Here is a 23,271-nt window from a genome sequence, read left to right as displayed (position 1 = left end):
GACCTATTATTGTCAGTGCCTCGTAGGACGATGTTTTTATGGAAATCAGTACTGACCTGGCGGCGGTGATGGAGGGCGTTCGTGCCTCCGTTGCTGCGTTGGATGTACTGGTTCTGGAAGACGCTTCCCTCGATTCAGCTGGTTTGGGGGCCGTCGCAGGTGCCGCTGTTGATGTGTTGCAGCGGCGGTACGAGTTGTGTCTGGAGCGGGTGGCGGCCGTGTGGCGGTTGGAGGCTCAGCTCGCGGCGGTCAAGGCGCGCGATGCGGCGGAGTGCGTCGGTTTCCAGCAGGCACTGCTTGCCCCTGACGCCCCGGTGGATGAGCGCATGTTTTCGGAGATGTCCGCGGTGGAGGAGATCGCCGGAGTCCTGACAGTGAGTTCTGGGGCGGCGGGTGCTTTGGTGGAGCAGTCCCGGCGGATGTGTTCATTGCCGCGGGTGATGGGTGCATTGTCGTCTGGGTCGGTGTCGTGGCAGCATGCCAGGATTGTCGCCGACGAAACCGAAGGCCTCACCCCCGACGGGGCTGCTGCCTTGGTGGCGCACTTCTTCGACCCCGACGCCCCCAACCCCGCCCGCGGCGCCGCGCCCGGCGAACTCGTCCCCGCCCGGTTCCGCGCCAAGGTCCGCGCCTGGCGGGAACGCCACCACCCCGAAACCCTCGAAAAACGCCACGCCAAAGGCGTCGCGGACCGGCGGATGGAATACACCCCGGACCGCGACGGCATGGCCTGGCTCTCGCTCTACCTCCCCGGTGACACCGCCTGCGCCATCTGGAACCGCACCACCGCCACCGCCCGCGGCCTGCAGGGCCCTAACGAGCCCCGCACCCTCACCCAACTCGGCCCCGACATCGCAGCAGCACTCCTCCTCGGCACCGGAAACGCCACGGCCACGGCCGAGGCTGCTGTGGGTGGGGCTGCACGGGCTACTGGTGATGCTGCGGGAACGGGCGCAGGCAGCGTTTCCGGCACAGGGAGCACTGGTGGTGTTGGCAAGGTTCCCACCCCGCGGGCCGATGTCCTGGTCACCGTGCCGGTCTTCGCCCTGCTCGGCCTCACCGATGAGCCGGCGGTGCTGGACGGCCTTGGCCAGATCCCGGCGTCGATGGCGCGGAGGCTTGTCGCGGACGGGGCGGAGTCGTTCTACCGCGTCCTGGTCGACCCCCGCGACGGGGCACCCCTGGAGATCGGACGCACCCGCTACCGGCTCCCCGAAACCATCAAACAATGGATCCGCATGCGGGACGGAAAATGCACCTTCCCCGGCTGCACCAACCACACCCCCGACAACCACACCGACCACCTCACCGCCTGGGAACACGGCGGCAGAACAGCCGTCCGGAACCTGGCGCAGCTTTGCCCCAAACATCACCGTTTGAAGCACGCCCGCGCCTGGACCCCCGACCCCGCCACCAACAACGGACCACCCGGCTGGACCTCACCCACAGGCCGCCACTACAACCCCGAACACCAAGACCCCCAACCAACCCACTGGCCGCCAGGCACCCTCCCGGGGCAACGAAGCCTCCTAGAGGAAGCGCTCCTGGAGCGCCTCGCCGTCTAAGACTGGCCACGTAGGTTGAGACTGACCGTCAGGCTGCGGCGGAGCAGCGGTTACGCATGCCTGGTTTACTGCCGACGCCCATGTGGCTATGCAGCCTCGGGCGCTCCCCCAAGGCGGCGACGAAGTGGAATCCGCAAGGCACGCTCCCTGGCGGCCAGGGCCCGGAGCCGGGGCACCACCCCCATGGCCAGGGGCGGTCCGTGCCCGGGTGCCAGCAACCGTGGGCCCAGCTCCGCCAGGCGCCTGGCTGATTCCATGGCCAGCTTCCAGTTCCACGTGGTGTACCAGGGAGGCCCGGACAGATCCTGTCTTCCCGGCAGGAGCCCGCGAATCGAGTTCAAGTTGACCGTCACAACAGCATCACCAGTGATCAGGACACCGTCGCGGGATCGCCAGTAGGCCACGTGTCCGGCGGTGTGGCCGGGCGTTGGGACGGCGACCCACTCGGGTAGACCTGGCATTTTTCCATCCCGGGGCAGGCTCTGCACCACGTCGGTGATGTCGCCGGCTGCTTCAACCCGCCGGCGTGCACGGGCAGGCAGGGACCACAGGAACGGGGCGATGAGCCACCGGTCCAACGGCATGGAGAACTCAGGGATGTACCGCCCGGCAGCCATGGGCAATTCAGCCTGGTGGACGAACACCGGGATGTCCCACCGCCGTGCCAGGGCCCCGGCAGCGCCCGAGTGGTCGGGATGGATGTGCGTCAGGAAGATGGCTGCGGGCGCAGTCCCGGATCCGAGCATGTCTTCCACAGCCTTGCGGACCGGCTCCGCACTGGCCGCCCATCCGCAGTCAACCATCACCCACGCGGAACCTGACCTCACAAGGTAGAGATTTGAGGCCATGGGCCCTGAACCGGTGGTCATGAGGACCACTCCGGAGGCAATCTCCCGTGGTTCTGAAATCCGCACCATCATGAATCACACCACTGGGTGGCGAAGCAAAGTGCGCAGCTTTTCCGGTGCGCTGCGTCGCGGATCGCCGAGGTAGATCTCATGGTGCCGCCCCCGGACCTTCAATCCGGCGGCCGTGATGGCCGCGTCCAGAAGGGCGATGGTCTGGCCTTCATCCGCGTAGGGACCGATATGGAGCGCCTGCGCGCAGCGGCCCTCTTCCCAACGCTCGAAGCGGACCAACTCCAAACCGGGAAGCCCTTTGGGACGGGCTTCTTCCACGGCCCGCTCAAGAAGGGCTTCATCGATCGGTTCAGGCTGCACCATCATGGCCTGCCAGCGCCATGACTCCCGGGCAAAGCCCCCGAGTCCCGTGAAGCCTGCGCTCACGGCTTCCGTCGGCTCCGTGTGATCCGGGTCCTCGAACCACCACAAGGCTTCGAGGGGCATCACTTTTGTCACCTCACCGGACTGCTTCTTAAGACCAAAGTGTGCCGCGTAGCTGACGGTAAACAACGCCTGCACCGCCCCGGCGAATGCTGGCCCATCAGGGTCCCCTTGACCCTGGACGACAGCGAAGAGCAGCGGAGGAACGTCCACGAAGTCGACAGTTCCTTTGCGGGTTTTGTAGAGAGACGCAATGTCCTGCCGGAGGTCACTCACCGTACACGCAGCCAACCCATGGAGCCAGTTTTCCCCGGCGTGACAGCAGCCAGTAGGGCCGAATGTCCTTACTACCCGTCCGCCCGCACTACCCGTCGGCCCCGGGCAGGCACACTTCCACGGTGTCCCCGGTGACGCGCGTTTCGAAGACCGGCTGCCTGGACGTGGCGGGACCGGCCTTCACTTCGCCCGTGCGCAGTGCGAACGTGCTCCGGTGCCAGGGGCAGACCACGCATGCGTCCCCGCCGACGTCCTTGATCTTGCCTTCGTGAAGCGGTCCGGAAAGGTGGCTGCAGACATCGGACAGCACATTGATGGTGGTGCCCTCGCGGTGGACCAGCAGCGGAATACCGGCCACGACGCGCTTATGGAGGCCGCCCTCCGGCAGTTCGGCCAGCGGGGACAGCGGATGCCAGCCGGACGGAAAACGGTGCGGAATCTCCTCGCTGTGGTTGACCCCTGCGGCTTGGCGGTACGTCAGGTGCCCGCCAAGGAACCCGCCGGCGCCCACGGTGGCGAGCCCCAGGTACGCAAGTACCTTGCCGCCGCCCTGGCCGCCCCTGGCCCGCTGGACGAGTGATGCAATGTAGAGGCCGGTTGCCGTGACGTTGGCCGCCGCGTGCACCAGGCCCACCCGCTGCTGCTGCGGGTGCAGCTGCGACCAGTCCATGAGCCCGGCCAGCGCGGACGGAAGCACGCTTGCGGTGCCCACACCGATCAACAACCTGGCAGCTTTTTCGCCACCGGGAACGGCATCAAGCACGCCCGCCGAGACCCAGGCGCCAATCGGCACCTGGACAGCGAGGGGGTGGACCGGGTGGCCGATGGGGACGCCGTGCAGGATGTCCCGGGCCCACTGGGGCTTGATGACTTTCTTGACGGCTTTCCGGACAGTCCTGGCCAACGGGTCAAGCCATTCGGCATCTTCGAAACGGGTGACAAGCTCAAGTGCGGGCAACGGTTTCATGTGTCCTCCCTTACCCCAATCGCCGCAATCCACTCATCACAGAACACCCTGTCCAGGAGACCCGTTTATTGGGCAGGCTGCCTCCGGCGCCGTCAGCGCAGGGGTGACCCCACAACGGCAAACCGGTGGCCTCCCATCTCCCCTGAGAGCAGCGGCATCGCCTCGGCGATTGCGGCGCGCGTGCTGGCCAGTTCCAGCGACGCCTGGTGCGCTTCCGCGGATTCCCAGAGTTCGGAAACAAAGACGGTGTCCGGCAGGTCATCGTTGATGCCCACCTCATAGAGAAGGCAGCCGGCTTCCTTCATCCCGGGCTTGGGCCGGAGCAGGATGGCCACGAGGGCGTCGCGCTGGCCTGGCTTGGTTCCAAGAAGTCCCACATTGGCAAACGTCATGGGGACATTGTGCAGCATGGGGTTGAAGGAGGTGGTGAACTTACGGGACCACCGCCGGCGCGGCGGGCTCCGCAGGGACGCCGCCTGACACGGCGCTTTGGTGGGCAGGCCCGACGGCGGAGCGCGGCGCTTCCTCTTCCGGCACCTTGGTGGGGGCTGGCTGCCCGGCCGCTTCCGCCGTCGTACCTTCACCGGCAAATGCACGTAGCATGGCGGCGCGGTCGAACTGCCCTTCCCACTTGGCCACGACAAAGGTGGCCACGCAGTTTCCCAGCAGGTTCACCACGACGCGCATGGAGTCCATCAGCCGGTCGGCGCCCAGCAGCAGCGCGACGCCGGCCACCGGGAAGATGCCCAGCGCCCCGGCAGTGGCGGACAGGGCCAGGAAGGCGGAACCGGGAACGCCCGCCATGCCCTTGGATGTCAGCATCAGGACTCCCAGGGCCGCCAACTGCTGGCCCAGGTCCAGGCTGTAGCCAAATGCCTGCGCCAGGAAAAGCAGCGAGATGGAGAGGTACAGGGCGGCCCCGTCAAGGTTGAAGGAGTAGCCGGTGGGAACCACCAGCCCGGTGGTGGCACGCGAGCAGCCGGCGTTGGTCAGCTTGGTCATGATCCGGGGCAGTACGGACTCCGTGGACGCCGTCCCCAGCGCCAGGAGGAACTCCTCGCGCGTATATTTCATGAACTGCCACAGCGGCACCCGCGGGTAGGCCCACGCCACCACGAACAGCAGCCCGATGAATGCCACCGCGGCGCCGTAACAGGCCGCAATCAGCACAGCGTACGTCCCCAGGGAATCGAGGCCGTACTGGCCGATGATGAAGGCCATGGCACCGAAGGCACCCACCGGCGCTGCCCGCATCACCCAGGCCATGATCTTGAAGAACAGTTCCAGCACCGTTTCCATCAGGGTGATCACCGGCAGGCAGCGTTCACGTCCGACGACGACGATCGCCGCCCCGAAGAACACGGAGAAGCACAGGACCTGCAGGAGGTTGTTGCCGGCAAAGGCGCCAATGACGCTGGTGGGGATGATGCCCAGCAGGAAGGCTCCGGCATCCTTGGGCGGGGCGGTGGCGGTTTTGGCATTGAGGGCATCCTGGGACAGGGTTGCGGGGTCGATGTTGAGCCCGGCTCCCGGCTGCACCAGGTTCCCCACCACCAGCCCGAAGACCAGCGCGAACAGGGTGGCACCCGTGAAGTAGGCCAGGGCCTTGATACCCACCCGGCCCACGGCCTTCACGTCGCTGACCGCGGCGATGCCGGTGACGATGACCAGGAAAATCAGCGGCGCGATGATCATCTTGATCAGCTGGATGAAGCCGTCGCCCAGCGGACGGAGCCCTGCGCCGAGGTCCGGCCAGAAGTGGCCCACCAGGATACCCGCCACCACCGCCGCGAGGATCTGGACGAAGAGGGACCTGTACAGCGGTTTCGTGCGTGGCGCGGATGCCGGAACTTGCGGCTGCGGTGCGGGCGCGGTGGTCTTCATGCGGGGTGCCTGTTCGTTAGGGAGGACGTCATCCAGGAGGACGCCTGCTTCGGACGGCGGCGCCATCGGACGCCGCAGGATCACCCCAACGGTAGGAAACGGATGTTTCCGGAAAGATAAATCCGTAATGCGGAACTATTAAAGATGAAGCGTGCTATCCAGGGGACGTGTGCGCTGTTGCGGCGCAATGCCCGCTCACTCCGCGGCACCCAGGCTTCCGGCATGCACGACGGCGCCACTCGCCGTCGTGTCTTCCTTCAGCATCCAGCCCACCCGCTTGACGGTGCGCAGCATCACCGCACTTTCCACGATCTCGATGCCCGGCACCTTCTGCTGCAGCGCCAGTTCGGCGGACATGACATCCGCCAGCGTGTGGAGCCACATGATGATGACAAAGTTGGTGGGCCCGGTGGTGGAGGCACTCAACCGGACATTGCTGATGGTGCGGATCCCGGCGGCAGCCGCCTCATGCTGGCCCGCTGGTACGTTGACAAACCACTGGCAGGTCACCGGAAACGACGAATACCGCTGGGCGATCTCGCAGCGGAACGACAGGATGCCGCTTGCCAGCACGCGGTTCAACTGACGCTGCACGGTTGCCGGGTGCCGTCCGAGGGAGCGGGCCATCCCAGCCGCCGTCGCGCGGCCGTCCCTGGCAAGGAACGGCAGCAGGTCGAGGTGGCTCTGCGGAAGGTGGCCGGGCCGAGCGGAATCCGGAGCAGCCGGGGAGCCAAGCGTCCGCAGCGTGGCCAACTGTGAACGGCTCAGGACATTCAACCGCCAGTCGTCGCCACTGCTGTGCAGCCGGGTGCACAGGGCCACCTGGTATTTTGTGAGCCCCTCAACCGCTTTGAGGCGGGTAATGATCTTGTCGCTGAACTCCTCCAGTGAACGTGTGATGACGGTCAGCATCAGGTCGCGGTTGCTGGCCGCCTCCTCCACCGTCACGATCTCGGGAACAGCAGCCAGTTCCGCCGTGACACTGTCCCGGCGGTTCATTTCGCAGTCCACCGCCACGTAGGCCAGGAGCATCTGCTTCGGGTCACCCGCCAGGTGCGCCGTCACCCACGCCGCCCCGCTTTCCGTAAGGCGCTCCCAGCGGGCCGCCAGCGTGGTGGCATGCTCGTCCAGTACCTTGGCAGCGTCCGTCCACCCCAGGCGCGGCGCGGCCTGCAGGACCTGGATCAGGGCAAGGTCATCCTCACTGAGCTCCATCGGACCACCTTTCTTTGATGCGCGAATCCTGCCCGCAGACGGCATTCCACGAATAATTCCAGCGCTTTCGCCTGATGTGAACCACGCCACTTCAGAATAGTCCACAAGCCCTGATGCCTATTTCCAAGGAGTGACACGTGCCCATAACCGACGACGCCAAGGACCTGCAGGAAGACCTCATCCGGCTCCGCCACGACCTGCACCGGCAGCCGGAAATTGGCCTGCACCTCCCCCGCACCCAGGAGCGGGTCCTTCAGGCGCTGGACGGACTTCCCTACGAGATCACGCTGGGCAAGGACACGACGTCGGTCACCGCGGTCCTGCGCGGCGGGCACCCGGGCGGGGAGCAGGGGAACGGCGGCAGCAGTGCCGGGGACAGCCATGCCGGGGACAGCGCGGTCCGCCCCGCCGTCCTGCTTCGCGCCGACATGGACGGGTTGCCTGTCCAGGAGAAGACCGGCGTGGACTTCACCTCCCAGGCTGACGGTGCCATGCACGCGTGTGGCCACGACCTGCACACCTCCATGCTCGCCGGTGCCGCCACCCTTTTGGCCGAGAAGAGGCACCAACTCCGTGGCGACGTCGTCCTCATGTTCCAGCCGGGTGAGGAAGGGTTCGACGGCGCCAGCTACATGCTCCGGGAAGGTGTCCTGGACGCCGCGGGCACGCGCGTCCAGGCGGCCTACGGCATGCACGTGTTCTCCTCACTGGAACCGCATGGCACTTTCTGCACCAAGCCCGGCGTCATGCTCAGCGCCTCCGACGGGCTGGAAGTCACGGTGCTGGGCGCCGGCGGCCACGGCTCGGCCCCGCACTCGGCGAAGGATCCGGTGACCGTGGCGGCAGAGATGGTGACTGCCCTGCAGGTCATGGTCACCCGGCAGTTCAACATGTTCGATCCCGTGGTCCTGTCCGTGGGCGTGCTCCATGCCGGCACCAAACGGAACGTCATCCCCGAATCGGCCCGCATCGAGGCCACCATCCGGACGTTCTCCGAAGCATCGCGCCTGAAGATGATGGACGCCGTGCCGCGCCTGCTCAAGGGAATCGCCGCCGCGCACGGGGTGGAGGTCGCCGTCGACTACCTGCAGGAGTATCCCCTCACCATCACCAGCGAGGACGAAACCCACACCGCCGAAAAGGTGATCACCGAGCTCTTCGGCGAGCGCCGCCTCTCGCGCTGGGCCACCCCCCTCAGCGGCTCGGAGGACTTCTCCCGGGTCCTCGAAGAGGTACCGGGCACCTTTGTGGGGCTCAGCGCCGTGGCCCCGGGCGGCGATCCGGCAACCTCGCCGTTCAACCATTCACCCTACGCAACGTTCCACGACGGCGTGCTGGCTGACGGGGCCGCCCTCTATGCGGAACTCGCCATCTCCCGGCTGGCCGCCCTTTCGCAGGCCTCCTAGCCCGGCAGCACCGCCACCATGCCCCAACCCACCAGGAAGAAGACCATGTCCGTTGCAGCAACCAAGCCACAGACTGGACGCATGTCCACCGCCAAGACCGTCGTCGGCACCGGCATCGGCAACGCCGTTGAGTGGTACGACTGGGCCATCTACGCCACGTTTACCCCGTTCATTGCCAGCCAACTGTTCAGCAAAGCGGACCCGGCATCGGCCGTCCTGTCCACGCTGGCGATCTTCGCCGTGGGCTTCGTGGCCCGGCCCTTCGGCGGCTTCCTCTTCGGCTGGATCGGCGACCGGGTGGGCCGCAAGACGTCGATGACGCTCGCCGTCGGCCTCGCGTCGCTGGGCAGCCTGATGATCGGCGTCGCCCCCACCTTTGCCAGCGTCGGGGCGTTCGCTTCCCTGATGCTGCTGGTGGCCCGGCTGGTGCAGGGCCTGGCGCACGGCGGTGAGCTGCCGTCGTCGCAAACGTATCTGTCCGAGATGGCTCCCAAGGAGCACCGCGGCTTCTGGGCCACCCTGATCTACACGTCGGGGACGGTGGGCATCCTCTTCGGCACGCTGCTGGGAGCCGTGCTGAACATGGCCCTGAGCACCGAGGCGATGAACGCGTGGGGCTGGCGAGTGCCGTTCCTCATCGGTGCCGCCATGGGCCTGTACGCGCTGATCATGCGGTCGCGGCTGCACGAAACCGAGGCCTTCCAGGGCGAAGCCGTCACCGAAAAGCGCGCGCGGATCTGGCCGCAGATTGTCCGCTACCGCAAGCAGGCGCTGCAGGTCATCGGCCTGACCGTGGGCCTCACGGTCATTTATTACATCTGGGGCGTCGTGGCACCGAGCTACGCCACCACCGCCCTGAAGATCGACCGCGGCGAGGCATTGTGGGCCGGCGTCATCGCGAATATCGTGTTCATCGCCGCGCTGCCGGTATGGGGCAAGCTGTCCGACCGCATCGGCCGCAAGAAAGTCCTCTGGGCCGGCGCCATCGGCTCGGCAGTGCTGCACTTCCCCATGACCTGGCTCCTGAAGGATTCGGCCTGGCAGCTGGCGGTGTCCATGTCCGTGATGCTGGTGTTCATCGCCGCGAGCGCAGCCATCGTCCCCGCCGTGTACGCCGAGCTGTTCCCAACGTCCATCCGCACCGTAGGCGTGGGCGTCCCCTACTCCATCTGCGTGGCCCTGTTCGGTGGCACCGCCCCTTACCTGCAGCAGTGGCTGGGTTCCTCGCTTGGCGCGCCGCAGGTGTTCAATGCGTACGCAGTGCTGCTGCTGGTGGTCAGCGCGGCATTTGTGTTCACCATCCCTGAGACCAAGGGCAAGGACCTGACGCACTGACCGTCCCGCTGCCAAGAGGTCCCCGGCGAGCATTCCGGCGCCGGGGACCTCTTGTCGTTGTCAGCCGGCTTGTCGTTGTCAGCCGGCCGTTGGGGTGGCCCTGACGGCATTCGCGGCCCTGTCAGCGCTGATTTGGGCGTCAGTTCCGGAATCAAGGATGGTGTTCCGCGTTGACGCGGAATCGACCACGACGGCCGTCACGGCGAGGCCGTCGGCAGCGCCAGTGGCCAGCAGGGCGCCCACCTGGGCCTCGAAGCAGGAGTCACTCGACGAGGCATTAACGTCAAGGGCCACCACATGGTTGTTGGAAACGAAGTTGCCCGCCCCCTCCATCAGCCGGATGATGACCGGCGTGGCGCCGGCCGGCCGGACGCTGTGCGCGTCGATGACCTCGGAAAAGTGGTTCCCGATCACCGAGTTGCTGTTGCCGCTGACGCAGAGAAGCCCTGTGAGGTCGTCCAGTCCGTTCCCGACTCCCTGGAACGGGGTCCATGGCTCATGGTCGCGCAGGAAGTGGTTCGTGGCCACGAGGTTTTCCGAACTGTTCGCTTCGAGCACCACCATGCCGGGGTAGAACGAATGCAGGCGGTTGTTGGTGACGCTTGAGCGCGTGACGCCGTTGAAACGGATGCTGCTGGCACCCCGGGGGAAGACGTTGTTTGCGGTGACCAGGAGGCCGCCATGCTTCTCCGCGTAGATCGAGTGGCCCTTGAAGCCTGCCCCGATCAGGTTGTCAGTGATCTTTGACGCCTGCCCCCACCCGCGCAGTTCAATGCAGCTTCCGCATTCGGCGATGAAATTGTCGTGGATGGAAAGCGCATCAGCGTTGTAGATGGTCAGGGCGTTCTCGAGGTACACGAATCCCATGCCGTTGACGCGGAACGAGTCATTCGCGTTCGCCACATGGATGCCAGTCTTGCCGTTGACGTACGTGTTCTCCGGATGCATCCCCGAGCCGTCCGGGCTGAAGTGCAACCCGTCAATGCAGAAATTGGAGAACTCCACCGAGCTGATCCGCGGGCTCCCGGTTCGCTCCACGTAGAAGGCGGCGCCTTGGGATTCCCCGCTGCCGCCACTGAGGGGAATGTCCACCAGGATGCGGCTGCCGCCGGGCCACAGCTCGTGCAGGTTGGGCCAGTCGTCTTCGGGAACGTTGAACCGGATGCTGGAGGACGTAAACCCGTGTCCCGATCCCTGGATCTTGAGGAAGCTGATGTCGATCAGCACCTGGGTACGCAGCCGGTAGTCCCCCGGCGGTATGTAGATCACCGCGCCGGGTTTTCCGCCGCTGTTCGCATCGGTGGCGGCCTGCCGGTGCTTGATGTCATCGATGATGCTGTTGATGACTTCACCGACGTCCTCGAACGGGTCGCCGGCAGGCCACGTCGTCACGTCGTAGTAGTTGTTGCTGGACATGGCTTCTTCCCTTTGTGTCGTGGTGTTCATGGGGCCACCGGCTGATGCTCGGGAAGGTCCTCCCGCAGTTCCTCCAGTGTTGGAGGGTGGGCCCCTGGGCGGCGCACCGTGATGGCCGCTGCCTTGGATGCCATGCGGCCCAGGGACTCCAGCACCGACGGTGCCAGCCCGTCTGCTCCGCGCATAAGCAGTCCGTAGATGAGGGCAGCCATGTACGAGTCGCCGGCCCCGATGGTGTCCACCACCGCCGACCTGACGGACGGTACTTCCACCCGTGCGCCACCTGTTGTGAGCAGGGATCCTTCCGCGCCCATGGTGACGGCGACGAGACCGGCCCCAAGCCCAACGATTCGCTGTGCGATGTCATCCACGGCCAGCCGCGGATAGAGCCAGCGGGCGTCCTCATCGCTGAGTTTCACCACCTCCGTGAACGGAACAAGTTCCTCGAAGACGGTCTTTGCCTCAAAGTGGCTGCCGAGCAGGGCAGGGCGGATGTTGGGATCGTAGGTGACCACGCAGCGCTCGTGGGACTGCTCAAGGAGCTCCCTGACTCCTTGCGCTCCCGGTGCCAGGAAGGAGGCGAGCGAACCGGTGTGCAGGATTTTGGGAAGGACCGCCGGGGCGGTCCGTGGGAGGTCCCACCGGATGTTGAAGTCGTACTGGGCGGAACCGTCGGACGCCAGAACCGCGGTGGCCGTAGAGGTTGCGCCGCGGACCCGGGAACCCGGCAGGAGTTGGACTCCCGCGCTTTGGAGGTGCTGTTCGATGGCGGAGCCGTGGTGGTCGTCGCCGATCGAGGTGAACAATGCCGTGCTTGCCCCCAGCCGCCCGAGCCCATAGGCCACGTTGGCCGGCGACCCGCCGGGGTGCTCCACGGTGCCCCGCGGCGTGACCACGATGTCCATGAGGGCTTCACCGACAACAACCACGTCGATGCCCTGCCTTGGGTCGGCAGCCTGCTGGACTGTTGGCATCTTTTTGGACCTTTCGTTGGGCGAGGGCGAACCGTTAAGCAAGTTCACTGACGGCGAGCTTGAGTATTGTTGCCGGGCCTCCGTCGACCGTCAGCCGGTTCTCCGTGTTGCCGGGGCCTGGGAAGATGAGATCGGTCAGGACCGTCCTGCCGCCCTGGGCGAAGACTTCGACCGAGCAGTGGTCCACGACAATCAGCAGCTTCAGGACACCGTTTTCAAGGTGGACCGGCGCGGACTCAACCGAAGCGAATTTCCCGTGAAAGCCAGTGTTTCCCGACTGCCTGCGGTCAAGGATGAGTTGGGCAGTTGCTGGGTCGTAACTGAGGATGGCGCCGGCGGTGCCGTCGCTGTTTCCGAAGAATTGGAACCCGATCCGGTCCGCCGTGCCGGGCAGTATGTCAGCCTCGATGACCTGGGCACTGCCGGGTACGGGGTCCGGCAGGCGGAGGGCTTCGTTCCGCAGCTCAACCGTTTCCACGGTCAGGTGCTCCCCTGCGGCGGGCAGTGCTCCCCCTGTGCCGGGTTCCGGCAGGACCGGCTGTTGGACCAGGCGGGCGCAGCCATCGACTGCGGTGAGACGCAGTTCGCGGGCCAGGGTCATGGAAGAGCGCCATGGGGCTGTGGGCAGTTCGTTGGCGTAGTCCCAGTTGTTCATCCAGCCGATGATGATGCGCCGGTCATCCGGGGCGTTGCTGAACGAAACGGAGGCGTAGCAGTCGCGTCCCCAGTCAAGCCACAGGCACTGCCGCAGCGCGGCCGAAGCCTCCGAGGGGTCCGGGACGGTACGCAGCCCGGCCGGAGCCACGAGGGAACCTGCGTCCGGAACGAACCGGGCGCCGTCGAACTGGCCCACGAAGTACTGGCCACCGGATCCCCCAGCCACTGCGCCGGGGTTGACGTTGACGATCAGGACCCATTTGGTGTTGGCCGGGTCCCCGTCCACTGCGAGGGGAAAAAGATCGGGGCACTCCCAGTCACCGGCGTCGGCGTTGGCCGGGCCGAAATCACTCAGGAAATCCCACGACTTGAGGTCATCCGAACGGTAGAAGACCACCTGCTGGTGATGCGCTTCGACCGCGACCATGACCCAGTACGCGCCCAGCTCCCCTTGGTAGCGGAACACCTTGGGATCCCTGAAGTTCGCCGAATTCCTGGTGAGGACAGGGTTTCCGTCGTATTTCTGCCACGTCATGCCGCCGTCGGTGCTGTACGCGAGGGACTGGGCCTGCGTGCCGTTCAGTTCTGACGCGGCTTTGAAGGCACTGGTGTAGATGGCCACCAGGGCGGGTGCGTCCGCCGTGCCGAAACCGGCCGTGTTGCCGCGGTCCACCACGACGCTGCCGGAGAAGATGTCCTCTGTCTCGTCGCACGCAATCGCCACCGGGTGTTCCGTCCAGTGCAGCAGGTCACGGGAGGTGGCGTGGCCCCAGGACATGTTGCCCCAGACGCTGCCATAGGGGTTGTTTTGGTAGAAGAGGTGGTACAGGCCGTCGTGGAACACCAGGCCGTTGGGATCGTTCAGCCAGGTATCCCTTGCCGTGAAGTGGATGGCAGGCCGGAACCTGGAGATTTCTGCCGGAGCTGTTTCCGGGCGGGCGGCATCAAGGCAACTGGACATGTCTGGTGTTCCCCTTGGGAAGTGGAAGGAGCTGGCTGCCTACTGGCGGGGCGCCGCGATGGAGTCGCGGCGCACCAGGGGGCAACTCAGGATGGTCGGGTGAAGGGCCATGAGGGAAAGGTCCGTCTTCCCCTCGACGGCGTCGATCAGGTGCTCGGTGGCCCAGGCACCCATCTCGTAGTGCGGCAGGGCCACGGTGGTGAGGCCCGGATAAAGGTTGGCGGCGATCAGTTCCTGGTCATCGAAGCCGACAATCGAAAGGTCGGCCGGGATGGACAGGCCCAGTTCGGCAGCGGCGCGATAGGCGCCCATGGCCATCCGGTCGTTGTAGCAGAACAGGCCCGTCGGCCGGTGGGCGCCTGCCAGGATGCGCCGGGCCGCTTCATAGCCGCCATGCACCTCGGAAACCTCGGACTCGACAGGTGCCGCGTCGCCGTCGAGCCCTGCTTCCGTCAGCGTGGCCCGGAAGGCCCGGAGCCGCTGACGGGTCGCGGGGACGTCGTCAGTGTTGTTGATGAATCCCACCCGGGTGTGGCCCGCTTCGAGGAGCGCGGTCACGGCCGCGCGGGCACCACCTTCCTCATCCGGGATCACTGCGGTGATGTTTCCGCCGGTGGCCACGGAGTCCACCAGCACGGAGGGCACGCTGCCGAGGTTGGGTGGCAGTTCCACGTTGCGGTGGTACATGGTGGCGTAGAGGATTCCGTCCACCCGGCGGTCCAGGAGGGCCTCGACGTCGGCCTCCCGGGACTCCAGGCTGGCCGAGCCGGAGGTGTTGATGATCATCAGGTTGTACCCGCGTGCTTTGGCGGCCTCGTCGGCGCCGAGGATGATCCGCCCGGCGTGCGGCGTGGTGGCGATATCCTCGCTGACCAGGCCCAGCATGCCGGTCCTCTGCGTGCGCAGCGCCTGGGCCAGGCGGTTTGGCCCGTACCCCAACTGCTCGGCGGCGGACCGCACCTTGTTCCGGGTTTCCGGACTCACCCTGGCGTATGAGACGTCATTGAGGACATGGGAGACGGTGGTGACGGACACGCCGGCGGCCACGGCCACGTCCTTGATGCCGATGTTCTTGTTGCTCATCTGTCTCCCACGTCCTTATGGTCAGTGATGCCCCTGGGGCTACCAGTAGGCTACTCGTTGCTGGTGATCTAGCCCTTGACGGCGCCGAGGGTCATGCCCGCCACGATCCTGCGCTGCAGGAGCAGCGTGAGGAGGATGACGGGGATGGAATACACGGCGGCGAGGGCCGTCATGGATCCCCAGTCCAGGCCAAACTGCGTCTGGAAGTTCGCGATCACCACGGGCGTTGTTTGGGAGCGGATGGCCGTCATCAGGAGCGCGAACAGGAACTCGTTCCAGGAGGCCAGGAAGGCGAAGATGGCTGTGACCGCGATGCCGCCGGACACCACCGGGATCACCACGCGCCACAGGGCTCCCAGCCGGCTGCACCCGTCCACGGTGGCCGCTTCCTCCAGGTCCTTCGGCACCGCTTCGAAGAAGCTGGACATCAGCCAGATCGAGAGCGGCAAGGAAATGGTGGTATGGGCGATGGACAGTGCAATGGGAGTGTCGGCCAACCCCATTGAGGCCATCATGGACGCCAGCGGGATTCCGATGGCCACCGGCGGCACCATCCGGGTCACCAGCGCGGCCATGATGAAGATCCGGCCGCTGAGGGTCTTGTACCGGGTGATGCCGTATGCCGCCGGCACCGCCAGCACCAGCGAAAGCACGGTACTGATGATGGCCGTCTGGATGCTGTTGATGAACGACGCCGGCACGCCGCTGCGGCCCAGCGCATTGGCGTAGTTCTCCAGCGTCCACTCCCGGGGAAGGATGGTGGGCGGCACCGCGATGGTGTCGATCGGCGTCTTAAAGGACGTGAACAGCAGGTACAGGAACGGGAACCCGTACAGCACCATCGCTGCCGCCAGGAGGACCCACAGCAGCGTGCGGGTGCCGCGCCGGCCCGCTTCCAGGCCTTCCCGGTTCACACCGCGGCGCATGCGTTCCTTGCCTGTGGCGACCGGCGCCGAAGGTGTCCCGGGCGCCATGGGCGTGGCCCCGCCGTCGTGCCTGACTCTTTCTGCGGTTCTCATCAGTTGTCCTTCCCTGGCCGCCAAATGGTGGATACCGCCACGAAGGCGACAGCAAGCATCGCCAGCAGGTAGAGGGTGCCCATGGCGCTTGCCAGCCCGGGGTCTCCGAACCGGATCATGGTCCGGTAGATCAGCAGGCTCATGGTTTCCGACGCGGACTGCGGGCCGCCATTGGTTTGGATGAGGATGGTGTCAAAGGCGCGGGCTGCGTCGATGCCGCGGACCACCAGGGCGACGGCGATGACCGGCCGCAGCAGGGGCAGGATGATCCGGAACAGCAGTGCCGGTGCGCGTGCACCGTCCAGCCGTGCTGCCTCGATCAGGTCACCGGGGATGTTTTGCAGGCCTGCGAAGAGCACCAGGCACATGAACGATGTGGTCAGCCAGATGTCAGGGACGGCCACCGAGTAGAGCACGATGCCCGGGTCCGACAGCCAGCCGATCTGGTTGGGGTCGGACAGGATCCCCGCCTGGTGCAGGAGGGTTCCGATCAGGCCGAAGTTGTCGATCATCAGGAATTTCCACAGCAGGCCGGCCACGATGGGGGCGATCATCAGCGGATACATGAAGACGGTCCGCCAGATCTGGGAGCTCTTGCCCAGCATGGTGAACAGCAGCGCCATGCCCAGGCCCAGCGCGAATTCCAGCGTGACCACCACCAGGGTGTAGGCAAGTGTCCGCCACCCTGCGCCGGTGAAGGCCTCCGAGGCGAAGGCCCTGACGTAGTTGTCCAGGCCTACGAACTCGCGGGAGCCGCCGGCAATCGGGGAAATCTTGAAGAAGCTGTCCGCCACCAGGCGGAACAGCGGAAAGGCCACAAAAACTGCCAGGAACAGCGCCGCTGGTGTCATCAGGAACATTGCGAAGCGGCGATCGGAGATACGCACGGTTTTCTCTTCCGCTGGTTGGGGCCGCGGCCGGCGCCGGTGAGTCAGGCGCCGGCCGCGGGGGTCTTACTTAAGGAGGTCCTCGATCTGCTTTTTGGCATCGGCGAGGAGAGTTGCGGAGTCACCGCCGGCGACAGCCTTCTGGAGCATGGGCACCAGCACGGTGTCCACGATCTGCTGCCACTTTTCGGTAGCGGGGCGCGTGGCCGTGGCCTTGCCGTTGAGGGTCTGGATCAGGGGCTTGAAGCTCTCATAGCCTGGCTTGTCCTGGTATTTCTCGAAGGCGGAGATGCGTGCGGCCAGGCCAAGATTCGACTCGATGCCCTTGTCGTTGTAGTCGTAGGCGCACTTGACGAACTTCTTGGCGGCGTCCGCGTTCTTGGTGGCTTTCGGTACGGACAGGTACCAGGGGCCTGGCACGCCGCCGACGCCGGCTGAACCGGCGATCATGGGTGCAGCACCAACCTTGCCGGCCACTGCCGAGTCCTTGGGGATCTGGCGGTAAGCGTGGGCCCAGAAACGGGTCATGGCCGTCTTGCCCTGGTTGAACAGGTTCTGCGCGGCAGCCCAGTCAACCTGTGCGGCACCCGAGGGCGCGTCCTTGACGAGGCTGGTGTAGAAGTCCAGGGCTTCCTTGTGGGCGGCGTTGTCGATGACCACCTTGTTGTTCGCATCCAGGACCATGGGCGAGCCGGCCTGCAGGACGTGGGCAAGCCATTCGGTTTCCACACCGCCCTTGACGTCGGTTCCGTACATGCCGTCCTTGGTGAAGAACGCGGAAATGTCCTGGTACTGCTTCCATGTTGTAGGGGCGGCGAGCCCGTAGCCGTACTTGGCCTGGAAGTCAGCCTTGTTCTTGGCGTCCTCGAACAGATCCTTGCGGTACAGGATGATTTCCGCGTTGGTCCAGGCGGGCATCCCGATGAAATGGCCGTCCACGTTGGCTTCCTTGACCAACGCCGGGAAGATGTCCTTCTTTGCCTCATCGGTAAAGAGTTCGTCAATGGGCTGGACGGCGTCCTTGAAGCTGGGCAGCCAGACGGAGTCCAGGGCGGCGACGTCGAAGGAGACGGTGCCGGAGGAAAATTCGCTGGAGAGACGGTTGAACATGCCGTCGTAGGGCAGTTCGACGAAGTTGACGTCGACGCCGGCTTCCTTCTTGCATTGTTCCGCGACGCCCGTCAGCTCGGCGTGGCCGCCGGCTTCCACCAGGACGTTTACGGTGCTGGTGCCGGCGCTCCCGGACGATGATGCCGGGCCCCCTGCGCCGCACCCGGAGGCAGCCAGGGCGACGACGGTGCAGATACCGCCGATGGTGGCGAGCCTGTTGATGTTTTTACGAGTGGACATCGCTGTCGACTCACTTTCTCTTGAACGGAAACGGAGAGACTATCGGGGTGAAAAATCGTTTTGCCAAAACGACTTGGCATTTACTTTAGGTTTCACCGGGGAAAGGTGTCAAGTGTCACAGCGGAAGAACCGTCCAGGGAAAGAAGTCCCAAGAAAGAAGTCCCGGGAAGCCGCCTGCAGGTTCAGGCAGTGACCGGCAGCACCAGGAGATAGCCGGCGGGGAGCCCGCTGCTCCAGCGGCGCGGCTCCCGCACCACGAACTGGGTGGCCAGCTCCTCGGGGGTCAGCAGGCTGTTGGGAACAGGCGACGGGCCCCACTGTCCACTGCCGTACGGGTACAGCGGATCCAGGACGCGGATGCCGGTCACGGTGAAGTCGGAGAATTGCCGGGGGTCGCCGAGGGATTCGAACCCGCTCATCACCCAGGCGTGCCTGCCGCTCCACATGACCAGTCCCACCGGCCGGCCCGTGTCGGTAATGGCCCGGGCCGCCGTCCTCACCGCTTCCGGATAGTCGGGAATGCTTACCACCCGGTACGGTCCCATTCCCGATTCGGTGAGCACCTGGGCCCAGCCAAAGGGGTTGGCACCGTTGAACGAATCAGAGGAACGGGCGCGCGCCATCTCCCACAGTTCATTCTGCTGCGCACGGTCAGCCCAGGTGCCCCCGCCCGTATCGTCAATAAGGTTGTGCGCCATCTGGATGCTCGCGGCAACGCACCAGTCAAAGGTGTACTGCGGAACGAAGTCACCCTCCCGGTAGAGGTTCAGGGCGAACGGCTGCGGCACCGGGGCAGGGACGGGTGCCGGTGCCGGCGAAGGCTCCGAGGTGGGGAGGGAAGCCTGGACCGGAGCCGCCGGATCACTGGAAACAGGCGGGGCAGTAAGGGCCGCACCACCTGCAGCGCCCCCCGGCAGGCCAGTCTCCGCGGAGGCCGAAGCCGGAGCGGGAGCCGTGGCGGTCTCCTGCAGGCCCGCCACGGGAACACAGGCCGCAAGGAATCCGGCCAGGGCAACGAGCCAGGCCAGGAGACGCAGGCGGGCACCGGTGGTCATCGCTCGAGTCCATTCCTGTTGAGCGGGCTTACCTCATACCAGTCTCCTGCCCCCGGCTCCCCTTGACTACCCCACCCCACCTTCCCTACACTTTTCATAAAGCAGAATCTAAATTCCACAAAGCGGAAACCGCAAGGGAGCCGGAAGCAAGGGAAGATAGATCAAAGCCCCTCCTCGGAAGGACCTACGATGACGTACACAGTGAACTGCTCCATCCTCCTCACGGAGCTTCCCCTGCTCGAGCGCCCTGCCGCGGCAAAGGCAGCCGGCTTTGACGCCGTCGAGTTCTGGTGGCCTTTCGAGACCTCCGTTCCGGCGGACAGCGAGATCACCAAGTTCGAGAACGCCATCACGGACGCCGGCGTCCAGCTCACCGGGCTGAACTTCAACGCCGGCAACATGCCCGGCGGCGACCGGGGCCTGGTCTCCTGGAAGGGACGCTGCTCGGAGTTCAAGGACAACGTGGACGTTGTTGCCGGCATCGGCGGGCGCCTGGGCTGCAAGGCCTTCAACGCCCTCTACGGCAACAGGCAGGACGAATTCACCCCTGAAGAACAGGACGAACTGGCTGTCAGGAACCTGGCGGCAGCGGCAGAAGGGGTTGCCCGCATCGGCGGCACCGTCCTCCTGGAACCGGTCAGCGGCGCACCCAGGTACCCGCTCCTCACCGCCGACGACGCACTCAGGGTCATTGCCCGCGTCAAGGCCGAGGCCGGCGCCGGCAACATCAAGCTCCTCGCCGACTTCTACCACCTGGCCGTCAACGGCGACGACGTCCCGGCCGTGATCGAAAACCACGCCAAGGACTTCGGCCACATCCAGATCGCCGACAACCCCGGCCGCGGCGCCCCCGGCACCGGCACCCTCCCGCTCGGCGAATGGATCGCCCGCAGCCGCGAACTCGGCTACGAGGGCTACATCGGCCTCGAGTACAAGGAACCGCAGGAGACGGCCTTCAGCTGGGCCATCCGCGAACGCATCGCCAAGTAGTCCCCACCCGCCCAACTAACTCGCAGTAGTTGTCGTTATGAGCGTTCAAAACGACAACAAATGCGAGTCAGTTGGGAAACCACGAACAGACTTTTCAGGAAAGAGAACCATCATGAGCAACGTTGCAGTCATCGGACTCGGAATCATGGGCCTGCCAATGGCCATCAACCTGGTCAAGGCCGGCCACACCGTCACCGGCTTCAACCGCAGCCAGGACAAGATCGACAAGCTGGTCTCCGAAGGCGGCAAGGGCGCCACCAGCATCGCGGACGCCGTCAAGGATGCCGACGTCGTCATCACCATGGTGCCGGACTCCCCCGACGTCGAGGGCGTGGTCAGCGGCAAGGATGGTGTCTTCGCCAACGCCAAGCAGGGCGCCCTCTGGATCGACGCCTCCAGCATTCGCCCCGACGTCGCCGTCCGCCTCGCGGCGGAGGCCAGGGAAGCAGGCATCCGCCCCCTCGACGCCCCGGTTTCCGGCGGCGAACAGGGCGCCATCGACGCCGTCCTTTCCATCATGGTGGGCGGGGACAAGGCTGACTTTGACGACGCCCAGGACGTCCTGAATGCCGTCGGCAAAACCATCGTCCACGTGGGCCCCTCCGGATCCGGCCAGACCGTCAAGGCAGCCAACCAGCTGATCGTTGCGGTCAACATCGAAGTCCTCGGCGAGGCTATCGCCTTCCTCGAGGCCTACGGCGTGGACACCGACGCCGCCCTCAAGGTCCTCGGCGGCGGCCTGGCCGGTTCCAAGGTCCTGGAGCAGAAGGGCCAGAAGATGCTGGACCGCAACTTCGATCCCGGCTTCCGCCTGGCCCTGCACCACAAGGACCTGGGCATCGTCACCTCCGCCGCCCGCGAAGCCAACGTGGCCATCCCGCTCGGCGCCGTCGTCGCCCAACTCGTCGCCGCCACCGTCAGCCAGGGTGACGGCGCACTGGACCACTCCGGACTCTTCAAGCAGGTCCTCCAGCTCAGCGGCCGCAAGTAACCCTCACGCAGCCCAGCCGGCCGCCCCGAAAACGGGGCACATTGACACGGACACGCCGGCCGCCGTCGTAATTTACGACGCCGACACTCCCAAAGTGCCCCGCGACCGCCGGGCCTTCCTTCAGCACACCCAAAAACAGACTTCCCAAGCTTTCAAGGAGCACCCCATGAGCAAGATGCGTACCGTTGATGCAGCGGTGGCCATCCTGGAAAAGGAAGGCGCCATCGAGGCGTTCGGCCTGCCAGGCGCCGCGATCAACCCCTTCTATTCCGCAATGCGCGCCCACGGCGGCATCCGCCACACCCTGGCCCGCCACGTTGAAGGCGCCAGCCACATGGCCGACGGCTTCAGCCGCGCCAAGGACGGCAACATCGGCATCTGCATCGGCACCTCCGGCCCTGCCGGCACCGACATGATCACCGGCCTCTACGCCGCCTGGGCAGACTCCATCCCCATGCTCTGCATCACCGGCCAGGCCCCGGTTGCCAAGCTGCACAAGGAAGACTTCCAGGCCGTGGACATCGAATCCATCGCCAAGCCCGTCACCAAGATGGCCATGACCGTCCTGGAGCCGGGCCAGGTTCCGGGCGCCTTCCAGAAGGCCTTCCAGCTGATGCGCTCCGGCCGCCCCGGCCCGGTTCTCCTGGACCTGCCCATCGACGTTCAAATGGCCGAGATCGAGTTCGACATCGATACCTACGAGCCCCTGCCCGTTGAAAAGCCCAAGGCCTCCCGCAAGCAGCTGGAAAAGGCCCTGGACATGCTGACCGCGGCCAAGCACCCGCTGATCGTGGCCGGCGGCGGCATCATCAACGCCGGCGCCTCCGCGCAGCTGGTGGAGCTGGCCGAGACCCTGAACATCCCCGTCATCCCCACCCTCATGGGCTGGGGCACCATCCCGGACGACCACCAGCTGATGGCCGGCATGGTGGGCCTGCAGACCAGCCACCGCTACGGCAACGAGAACTACCTGCAGAGCGACTTCGTGATCGGCATCGGCAACCGCTGGGCCAACCGCCACACGGGCGGCCTGGACACCTACACCGCCGGCCGCAAGTTCGTGCACATCGACATCGAGCCCACCCAGATCGGCCGCGTGTTCTCCCCGGACCTGGGCATCGCGTCCGACGCCGGCGCGGCGCTGGCAGGGCTGGTTGAGCTCGCCAAAGAGCGCAAGGCGGCAGGGTCCCTGCCGGACTACAGCGCCTGGGTTGGCGAGTGCCAGGACCGCAAGGCCTCCCTGCACCGCAAGACGCACTTCGAGAACATCCCCATCAAGCCGCAGCGCGTGTACGAGGAGATGAACAAGTCCTTCGGCCGCGACACCATCTACGTGTCCACCATCGGCCTGTCCCAGATCGCCGGGGCCCAGATGCTCCACGTGTTCGGTCCCCGCAAATGGATCAACGCCGGCCAGGCAGGCCCGCTGGGCTGGACCGCCCCGGCAGCGCTTGGCGTCGTCCGCGGCAAGCCGGATGAGACCGTGGTGGCCCTCTCCGGCGACTACGACTTCCAGTTCATGATCGAGGAACTGGCCGTGGGCGCCCAGTTCAACCTCCCCTACATCCACGTGGTGGTGAACAACTCCTACCTGGGCCTGATCCGCCAGTCCCAGCGCGGGTTCAACATGGAGCAGAACGTGTCCCTGGCGTTCGAGAACATCAACAGCGCACACCTGTCCGAGGACACCCGCGGCTACGGCGTTGACCACCTCAAGGTGGCCGAGGGCCTGGGCTGCAAGGCCGTCCGCGTGGAGGACCCCAACGACCTCGCCGCCGCGTTCGACAAGGCCAAGGCGCTCATGGGCGAGTTCCAGGTTCCCGTGGTGGTGGAAGTGATCCTGGAAAAGGTCACCAACATCTCCATGGGCGTGGAAATCAACGCCGTCAACGAGTTCGAGGCCCTGGCCGAGACCGCCGCAGACGCACCCACCGCCATCCTGGCCCTGCAGGCATAA

Annotated in this window: 20 protein-coding genes; 6 read left to right on the top strand and 14 right to left on the bottom strand. The window is 65.7% G+C overall.

Translation table 11 applies throughout. From position 1 onward, the window contains the following. Positions 1 to 38: 38 nt before the first annotated feature. Positions 39 to 1,565, top strand: a complete 1,527-nt coding sequence (locus FB478_RS08525) for an HNH endonuclease signature motif containing protein (RefSeq protein WP_144600186.1) — start codon at positions 39 to 41, stop codon at positions 1,563 to 1,565. A gap of 86 nt (positions 1,566 to 1,651) precedes the next feature. On the opposite strand, the gene FB478_RS08520 is transcribed toward FB478_RS08525, so the two are convergent. The 6 genes from FB478_RS08520 to FB478_RS08495 form a co-directional block, all read right to left on the bottom strand. Then, on the bottom strand, positions 1,652 to 2,485 hold the full coding sequence (locus FB478_RS08520; protein WP_018771738.1) for an MBL fold metallo-hydrolase: 834 nt from the start codon (positions 2,483 to 2,485) through the stop codon (positions 1,652 to 1,654). A 3-nt stretch (positions 2,486 to 2,488) separates the two neighbouring features. Beyond that, positions 2,489 to 3,061: a GyrI-like domain-containing protein gene (locus FB478_RS08515; RefSeq protein ID WP_166673108.1), complete on the bottom strand. Its 573-nt coding sequence runs from the start codon at positions 3,059 to 3,061 to the stop codon at positions 2,489 to 2,491. Between the two features lie 151 nt (positions 3,062 to 3,212). After that, entirely contained in the window at positions 3,213 to 4,091 is an 879-nt protein-coding gene (locus FB478_RS08510) for a Rieske 2Fe-2S domain-containing protein (protein WP_134165102.1), read from the bottom strand. Positions 4,092 to 4,183: 92 nt separating this feature from the next. Continuing rightward, on the bottom strand, positions 4,184 to 4,483 hold the full coding sequence (locus FB478_RS08505) for a putative quinol monooxygenase (RefSeq protein WP_026266145.1): 300 nt from the start codon (positions 4,481 to 4,483) through the stop codon (positions 4,184 to 4,186). Positions 4,484 to 4,523: 40 nt separating this feature from the next. Next, on the bottom strand, positions 4,524 to 5,975 hold the full coding sequence (locus FB478_RS08500; RefSeq protein ID WP_144600312.1) for a cation:dicarboxylate symporter family transporter: 1,452 nt from the start codon (positions 5,973 to 5,975) through the stop codon (positions 4,524 to 4,526). 195 nt (positions 5,976 to 6,170) lie between these two features. Then, positions 6,171 to 7,190 carry an Lrp/AsnC family transcriptional regulator gene (locus FB478_RS08495; RefSeq protein ID WP_144600185.1) on the bottom strand — a complete coding sequence of 340 codons (1,020 nt, stop codon included), beginning with the start codon at positions 7,188 to 7,190 and terminating at the stop codon, positions 6,171 to 6,173. A 137-nt stretch (positions 7,191 to 7,327) separates the two neighbouring features. Between FB478_RS08495 and FB478_RS08490 the strand changes: the two genes are divergently transcribed. Together FB478_RS08490 and FB478_RS08485 are read left to right on the top strand one after the other, a co-directional pair. Further along, complete coding sequence (locus tag FB478_RS08490; protein ID WP_018771744.1) at positions 7,328 to 8,596, top strand: M20 family metallopeptidase; 1,269 nt, start codon at positions 7,328 to 7,330, stop codon at positions 8,594 to 8,596. A 45-nt stretch (positions 8,597 to 8,641) separates the two neighbouring features. Then, complete coding sequence (locus FB478_RS08485; protein ID WP_026266147.1) at positions 8,642 to 9,931, top strand: MFS transporter; 1,290 nt, start codon at positions 8,642 to 8,644, stop codon at positions 9,929 to 9,931. A 78-nt stretch (positions 9,932 to 10,009) separates the two neighbouring features. Here FB478_RS08485 and FB478_RS08480 read toward each other — a convergent pair whose 3' ends face one another. From FB478_RS08480 to FB478_RS08445, 8 genes are all read right to left on the bottom strand, one after another. Further along, positions 10,010 to 11,347 carry a NosD domain-containing protein gene (locus FB478_RS08480; RefSeq protein ID WP_056391673.1) on the bottom strand — a complete coding sequence of 446 codons (1,338 nt, stop codon included), beginning with the start codon at positions 11,345 to 11,347 and terminating at the stop codon, positions 10,010 to 10,012. Between the two features lie 26 nt (positions 11,348 to 11,373). After that, complete coding sequence (locus FB478_RS08475) at positions 11,374 to 12,321, bottom strand: carbohydrate kinase (RefSeq protein WP_056391676.1); 948 nt, start codon at positions 12,319 to 12,321, stop codon at positions 11,374 to 11,376. 34 nt (positions 12,322 to 12,355) lie between these two features. Further along, complete coding sequence (locus FB478_RS08470) at positions 12,356 to 13,939, bottom strand: glycoside hydrolase family 32 protein (RefSeq protein ID WP_056391679.1); 1,584 nt, start codon at positions 13,937 to 13,939, stop codon at positions 12,356 to 12,358. A gap of 39 nt (positions 13,940 to 13,978) precedes the next feature. Continuing rightward, positions 13,979 to 15,022: a LacI family DNA-binding transcriptional regulator gene (locus FB478_RS08465; RefSeq protein WP_018771749.1), complete on the bottom strand. Its 1,044-nt coding sequence runs from the start codon at positions 15,020 to 15,022 to the stop codon at positions 13,979 to 13,981. A 68-nt stretch (positions 15,023 to 15,090) separates the two neighbouring features. Further along, positions 15,091 to 16,041 (bottom strand): carbohydrate ABC transporter permease, encoded by a 951-nt coding sequence (locus FB478_RS08460; protein WP_144600184.1) that lies wholly within the window; start codon positions 16,039 to 16,041, stop codon positions 15,091 to 15,093. Beyond that, on the bottom strand, positions 16,041 to 16,928 hold the full coding sequence (locus FB478_RS08455; RefSeq protein WP_144600183.1) for a carbohydrate ABC transporter permease: 888 nt from the start codon (positions 16,926 to 16,928) through the stop codon (positions 16,041 to 16,043). The genes FB478_RS08460 and FB478_RS08455 overlap by 1 nt, the downstream gene beginning before the upstream one ends. Before the next feature lie 66 nt (positions 16,929 to 16,994). After that, positions 16,995 to 18,278, bottom strand: a complete 1,284-nt coding sequence (locus FB478_RS08450; protein WP_144600182.1) for an ABC transporter substrate-binding protein — start codon at positions 18,276 to 18,278, stop codon at positions 16,995 to 16,997. A 182-nt stretch (positions 18,279 to 18,460) separates the two neighbouring features. Then, positions 18,461 to 19,333, bottom strand: coding sequence for a hypothetical protein (locus tag FB478_RS08445; RefSeq protein ID WP_144600181.1), 873 nt, complete (start codon positions 19,331 to 19,333; stop codon positions 18,461 to 18,463). 189 nt (positions 19,334 to 19,522) lie between these two features. On the opposite strand from FB478_RS08445, the gene FB478_RS08440 reads away from it, so the two are divergent. From FB478_RS08440 to gcl, 3 genes are all read left to right on the top strand, one after another. Then, the gene (locus tag FB478_RS08440; RefSeq protein WP_056391687.1) at positions 19,523 to 20,323 is read left to right on the top strand and encodes a hydroxypyruvate isomerase family protein; all 801 of its coding nucleotides are present in this window, start codon (positions 19,523 to 19,525) and stop codon (positions 20,321 to 20,323) included. A 37-nt stretch (positions 20,324 to 20,360) separates the two neighbouring features. Beyond that, entirely contained in the window at positions 20,361 to 21,314 is a 954-nt protein-coding gene (locus FB478_RS08435; protein WP_224084130.1) for a 2-hydroxy-3-oxopropionate reductase, read from the top strand. Between the two features lie 166 nt (positions 21,315 to 21,480). Next, a complete protein-coding gene (gene gcl, locus FB478_RS08430) occupies positions 21,481 to 23,271 on the top strand; it encodes a glyoxylate carboligase (RefSeq protein ID WP_144600180.1) in 1,791 nt (596 codons plus the stop codon).

It is taken from the genome of Arthrobacter sp. AG367 (assembly GCF_007828995.1).
Lineage (GTDB): Bacteria > Actinomycetota > Actinomycetes > Actinomycetales > Micrococcaceae > Arthrobacter.
This window is presented reverse-complemented; position numbering and strand designations above follow the sequence as displayed.